This window comes from Nocardia sp. SSK8, assembly GCF_037034205.1.
Classification (GTDB): domain Bacteria; phylum Actinomycetota; class Actinomycetes; order Mycobacteriales; family Mycobacteriaceae; genus Nocardia.
In genome coordinates this window covers 1-3106 of sequence record NZ_JBAGKD010000028.1, presented here as the reverse complement: position 1 = coordinate 3106, position 3106 = coordinate 1, and the positions used below count along the sequence as shown (strand labels likewise).

General features: G+C 68.5%; 2 protein-coding genes. One reads left to right on the top strand and one right to left on the bottom strand.

The genetic code is table 11. The features are described from left to right. Positions 1–251: 251 nt before the first annotated feature. Complete coding sequence (leuA, locus tag WA675_RS27220) at positions 252–2051, bottom strand: 2-isopropylmalate synthase (RefSeq protein ID WP_336088316.1); 1800 nt, start codon at positions 2049–2051, stop codon at positions 252–254. Positions 2052–2323: 272 nt separating this feature from the next. On the opposite strand from leuA, the gene WA675_RS27215 reads away from it, so the two are divergent. Then, complete coding sequence (locus WA675_RS27215; RefSeq protein WP_336088314.1) at positions 2324–3082, top strand: sulfite exporter TauE/SafE family protein; 759 nt, start codon at positions 2324–2326, stop codon at positions 3080–3082. Positions 3083–3106 lie beyond the last annotated feature (24 nt).

The window sequence follows — 3106 nt, the reverse complement described above, 5'->3', positions numbered from 1 at the left end:
GGTGCGGGAGGTGGCGGGCTTCGGGTTGGTGGTGTGGCTGGGGGTGCGGGAGGTGGCGGGCTTCGGGTTGGTGGTGTGGCTGGGAGTGCGGGAGGTGGCGGGCTTCGGGTTGGTGGTGTGGCTGGGAGTGCGGGAGGTCGCGTGTTTCAGGTGTGCCGTGTGGCTGGGAGCGCGGTTGGTAGCGATCTCGTGTCGACATGGCGAGGGCCGGGTTCGCGTGGTGCGGACCCGGCCCTCGTTGGCTGCTGGGACTAGCGGGCGGCGGCGCGGTTCACGGCCGAGACGACTGCGCGCAGGGAGGCGGTGGTGATGGAGGTGGCGATGCCGACGCCCCAGACGACCTTGTCGCCGATGGCGACCTCGACGTAGGCGGCGGCCTGGGCGTCGTCGCCCGCGGACATGGCGTGCTCGCTGTAGTCCAGGACGCGGACGTCGAAGCCGACGGTGGCGATGGCGTCGACGAAGGCGGCCAGGGGGCCGTTGCCGGAGCCGGTGATCTCCTGCTCGACGCCGTCGACCATCACGGTGGCCACGATGGAGTCGACGCCGCCGTCGGTCTCGGCCGCGGTGACGATCTGCTTGATGCGTTCCAGCGGCAGGATCGGGTTCAGGTACTCGGTGGCGAAGACGTCCCACATCTCCTTGGGCGTCACCTCGCCGCCCTCACCGTCGGTGATCGCCTGGATGGCCTGGGAGAACTCGATCTGCAGGCGGCGCGGCAGCACCAGCCCGTGATCGGTCTTCATGATGTAGGCCACGCCGCCCTTGCCGGACTGCGAGTTCACCCGGATCACGGCCTCGTAGGTGCGGCCGACGTCCTTCGGGTCGATCGGCAGGTACGGGACCTCCCAGACGATGTCGGCCACGTCGGCGTTCTGCGCGTCGGCGGTGGCCTTCATGGCGTCCAGGCCCTTGTTGATGGCGTCCTGGTGGCTGCCGGAGAACGCGGTGTAGACCAGGTCGCCGCCGTAGGGGTGGCGCTCGGCGACGGCCAGTTGGTTGCAGTACTCGACCGTGCGGCGGATCTCGTCGATGTCGGAGAAGTTGATCTGCGGGTCGATGCCGCGGGAGAACATGTTCATGCCCAGCGTCACCAGGCAGACATTGCCGGTGCGCTCGCCGTTGCCGAACAGGCAGCCCTCGATGCGGTCGGCACCGGCCTGGTAGCCCAGCTCGGCGGCCGCGACGGCGGTGCCGCGGTCGTTGTGCGGGTGCAGCGACAGCACGATGGCGTCGCGGCGGGCCAGGTTGCGGTGCATCCACTCGATCGAGTCGGCGTAGACGTTCGGCGTGGCCATCTCGACGGTCGCGGGCAGGTTGATGATCAGCGGCTTCTCGGGGGTCGGCGCGATGATCTCGGAGACCGCGTCGCAGACCTCACGGGCGTAGTCCAGCTCGGTACCGGTGTAGGACTCGGGGCTGTACTCGTAGCGCCACGCGGTGTCGGGGTAGCGCTGCTCGATCTCCAGGCACAGCGCGGCCGCGTCGGTGGCGATCTTCTTCACCGCGTCGCGCTCGGCGCGGAACACCACGCGACGCTGCAGGATCGAGGTGGAGTTGTAGAAGTGCACGATCACATTCGGGGCGCCGTTGCAGGCCTCGAAGGTGCGCTCGATCAGTTCGGGACGGCACTGGGTCAGCACCTGGATGGTGACGTCGGCCGGGATGGCGCCGTCCTCGATGATCTCGCGGACGAAATCGAAATCGGTCTGGCTGGCGGCCGGGAAGCCGACCTCGATCTCCTTGTAACCCATCCGCACCAGCAGGTCGAACATGCGGCGCTTGCGGGCCGGGCTCATCGGGTCGATCAGCGCCTGATTGCCGTCGCGCAGGTCGACGGCACACCACGCGGGGGCGCGGTCGATGATCTTGTCGGGCCAGGTGCGGTCGGGCACCGAGATCGGCTCGACCTCTTCGGCGAAGGGGCGATACCGGAACGCGGGCATCGAGGAGTTCTTCTGGTTGTTCCAGGCGGGCTGGTCGGCCGGTGCGGGTTTGCCGGGGGCCGTGATGGTGCGCGAAGCGGATACGAATGCGTCAGCCGAGGACATGCAAGTTTCTCCGTGGATGTGAGTGGATTCCCAGGTGGGAGCGGGTCGACCGGCGCGTTGGAACCCCGCGACGGGAGCCGGTCCGTATCAGAACCCGTCGCGGCGGCCGAGAAGAAGTGCCCGCTGCATGATCCTTCGAGGATACCGCGTGCACCCGCGGGCAGGTAAGCGGCCTGGAGAAACCGGCCGGTAGTGAGCGGGCGGTACGGTTTCTGCGAAACGCACGCTTGTACGGACCATCGCGTCCGACGAGACGGCACAAAGGAACTCGCATGACTTGGTTGGAACAGCTCCTGGTCCTGGCCGCCGGTGTCGCGGCCGGTGGCATCAACACGATCGTCGGATCCGGCACCCTGATCACCTTCCCGACGCTGCTCGCGTTCGGCCTGCCGCCGGTGACGGCGAATGTGTCGAACACGATCGGCCTGGTCCCCGGCTCGGTGAGCGGGGTGATCGGCTACCGGCGCGAACTGGCGGGACAGCGATCGCGACTGCTGCAGCTGGGCACCGCCTCGCTGCTGGGCGGCATCACCGGCGCGGTGCTGCTGCTGGTGCTGCCCGCCGAGGCGTTCAAGGCGATCGTTCCGGTGCTCATCATCGCGGCGCTGATCCTGGTGGTGGTGCAGCCGCGGCTGGCCGCCTGGGTCAAGCGGCGCCGGGGTGAGGACGCCCCCGCACCCGCGCACGGCGGGCCGATCCTGCTGGTCGCGGTGTATTTCACCGGCATCTACGGCGGCTACTTCGGCGCCGCCCAGGGCGTGCTGCTGCTGGGTCTGCTCGGGGTGTTCGTGCACGAGGACATCCAGCGGCTCAACGCGGTGAAGAACGTGCTGGCGCTGATCGTCAACGCGGTCTCGGCGTCGATCTTCATCGTGATCGCCGAGGTGAACTGGCAGGCGGTGGCGCTGATCGCGGTCGGCTCGATCATCGGCGGTCAGCTGGGCGCGCGTGTCGGCCGCAAGTTGCCGCCGAATGTACTGCGCGCGGTGATCGTCATAGTGGGCACCATCGCGGTGGTCCGCCTGCTGTGATCTTGGAGCGCTGGCGCGCTCGAG

Excerpts from the sequence above, each read along its gene's own strand:
- leuA (WP_336088316.1), bottom strand. The coding sequence starts at position 2,051 with ATGTCCTCGGCTGACGCATTCGTATCCGCTTCGCGCACCATCACGGCC.
- WA675_RS27215 (WP_336088314.1), top strand. The coding sequence starts at position 2,324 with ATGACTTGGTTGGAACAGCTCCTGGTCCTGGCCGCCGGTGTCGCGGCC.